This window comes from Mesorhizobium sp. M7A.F.Ca.MR.362.00.0.0 (assembly GCF_004023175.1).
Taxonomy (GTDB): domain Bacteria; phylum Pseudomonadota; class Alphaproteobacteria; order Rhizobiales; family Rhizobiaceae; genus Mesorhizobium.
Map to the genome: position 1 here is coordinate 1 of NZ_RZTF01000628.1, position 2,298 is coordinate 2,298.

General features: G+C 66.2%; 3 protein-coding genes. All 3 read right to left on the reverse strand.

The window, feature by feature from the left end; translation table 11 throughout:
• Positions 1-61: 61 nt before the first annotated feature.
• From coaE to EOC06_RS36140, 3 genes are read right to left on the reverse strand one after another with little or no spacing between them, the layout of a single operon-like run.
• Positions 62-661, reverse strand: coding sequence for a dephospho-CoA kinase (coaE, locus tag EOC06_RS36130; RefSeq protein WP_128310038.1), 600 nt, complete (start codon positions 659-661; stop codon positions 62-64).
• Entirely contained in the window at positions 658-1,500 is an 843-nt protein-coding gene (locus EOC06_RS36135) for a shikimate dehydrogenase (RefSeq protein WP_128310039.1), read from the reverse strand. The genes coaE and EOC06_RS36135 overlap by 4 nt, the downstream gene beginning before the upstream one ends.
• Positions 1,493-2,092 (reverse strand): Maf-like protein, encoded by a 600-nt coding sequence (locus tag EOC06_RS36140; protein WP_128310040.1) that lies wholly within the window; start codon positions 2,090-2,092, stop codon positions 1,493-1,495. The genes EOC06_RS36135 and EOC06_RS36140 overlap by 8 nt, the downstream gene beginning before the upstream one ends.
• Positions 2,093-2,298: the final 206 nt, after the last annotated feature.

The window sequence follows — 2,298 nt, forward strand, 5'->3', positions numbered from 1 at the left end:
TCACTATACGGGGAGAAGATGCCGGCAGGCAGATGAGGGGCGGCGCCGACATCAGCCAGTGTCAGCGGCCTGGTTTGCCGACTCCTATCAGCTGCCTGATGATCGCATTGACCGCCGCGCGCGCGGCGTCCAGCCCCTGGCCGGTGTCGACGATGAAATCGGCCTGACGCCGCTTTTCCGCATCAGGCACCTGCTTGGCCAGGATCGACGCCAGCTTTTCCTCCGTCATGCCAGGCCGCGCCAGCACGCGGGCGCGCTGGGTCTCGGCCGGCGCAGTGACGACAACGACCTTGTCCACGCGGTTGCGGCCGCCGGTTTCGAACAGCAGGGGGATATCGAGGACGGCGATCGGCGCGCCTGATCCACGATGCCTGGCCAGAAAGGCATCGGCGTCGGCGCGCACCAGCGGATGGATGATCGCCTCGAGCCGCTTCAGCGCGGCGGCGTCACCGAGCACACGCGCGCCAAGCTTTGCCCGGTCGACCACCCCGGCAGATGTGGTGCCGGGAAAGGCGGCCTCGACCAACGGGGCTGCCTTGCCGGCATAGAGGCGATGCACCGTCTCGTCGGAATCATGGACCGGCACGCCGGCGTCAGCGAACATCCTGGCCGTAGTCGACTTGCCCATGCCGATGGAGCCGGTGAGGCCGAGCACGATCATGGCTTCGGCACCAGATCGGCGACGATTAGCGCCCGGAGTTCGGCCGTCACCCGCGGCCTGACGCCGAACCAGCGCTCGAAGCCGGGCACGGCCTGATGCAGCAGCATGCCAAGGCCGTCGACCGCCTTCAGATTTCGCCCACGGGCGGCCGCGAGCAGCGGCGTCTCCAGCGGCACATAGACGATGTCGGTGACGATGGCATGGTCGGGCAGCCGGGCGGGATCGGCCGACAGGCCTTCATTGCCATGCATGCCGAGCGCGGTGGTGTTGACCAGCAGGCCGGCATCGCCGAGCAGTTCATCGGTCGCCGCCATGCCATGCGCCGACACGCCGGCGCCGAAACGATCGCGCAGTTCTATAGCCCGGGCCACAGTGCGGTTGACGATGCGGATGTCGGCAACGCCGCGCTCCTTCAGCGCATGGATGACGGCGCGCGACGCGCCGCCGGCGCCGAGCACCACCGCCGGACCCTTGCTTGCCCAGCCCGGTGCATGATCGTCGAGGTTGGCGGCAAAGCCGTGACCGTCGGTGTTGCCGGCCCACAGGACGCCGTCCTCGAACCACAGCGTGTTGACGGCGCCGATTTCTTGCGCCGCCTCGTCGCGGCGTTCGGCCAATGCGAAGGCCGCTTCCTTGTGCGGGATGGTGATGTTGCCGCCGCGGTAATTGTTTGCCTGCAGCGTGTTCACGAACTCGGCAAAATCCTGCGGCGCGACATCGATGGCCTGGTAGCTTCCGTCGATGCCATGTTTGGCCAGCCAGTGGCCATGGATCTTCGGCGAGCGCGAATGCTTGACCGGATGGCCGGTGACGAAAGCCTTCTTTGACGCCTCAGCCATCGATCGCTCCCAGCGTGCGCAGTTCGGCAAGCAGCGACAACAGCGGCAAGCCGACAATCGTGAAATGGTCGCCTTCGATTTTCTCGAACAATTGAATGCCTTCGCCTTCGATCTGATAGGCGCCGACGCTGGACAGCGCCTTGGCGCCGACGCGGGCGAGATGGCGGCCGACGAAGGCCGGGTCGAGCTTGCGCATGGTCATCGAGGCGATGCCGACATGCCGCCACAAGACCTCGCCGTCGCGGACCAGCACCGCGGCGCTGTTGAGCTGATGGGTCCTGCCCGACAGCGCCAACAGATGACGGCGTGCGCCTTCCCTATCGGCCGGCTTGTGGAACACCTCGTCGCCAAGGGACAGCGTCTGGTCGCAGCCCAGCACCAGGGCGCCCGGCCTGCGCTCGCTGACTTCGCTTGCCTTGGCCTCGGCCAGCACCAGGGCAACATCCTCGGGCGAGACGCCGCTATCCTGCAAAGGCCCCTCGAGCGCGCGCTCGTCGACATCGGCCGGCACCGCCTCGACGTCGACGCCGGCATTGACGAGCATCGCCTTGCGGAACGGACTGCCGGAAGCGAGGATGAGTTTTTCGGTCATTTTGCACTCGGGCGCAGACACAGGCGCGGTTGGAGTTTGATCAGCTCTAGTCCTGTAAGGTTGGCGCTGCCCCTCATTGTCCTGCCGGACATTTCTCCCCGTATAGAGACGGGGAGAAAGGGGCAGCTTCAGCGCTGGCGCTGTTTTCAGCCACAGTCGCGATTGGCGAAACCATCAATGACAGCGCCCTCTCCCCGTCACTATAC

Coding starts and splice junctions, on each gene's coding strand:
- EOC06_RS36140 (WP_128310040.1), bottom strand. CDS start 2,092: ATGACCGAAAAACTCATCCTCGCTTCCGGCAGTCCGTTCCGCAAGGCG.
- coaE (WP_128310038.1), bottom strand. CDS start 661: ATGATCGTGCTCGGCCTCACCGGCTCCATCGGCATGGGCAAGTCGACT.
- EOC06_RS36135 (WP_128310039.1), bottom strand. CDS start 1,500: ATGGCTGAGGCGTCAAAGAAGGCTTTCGTCACCGGCCATCCGGTCAAG.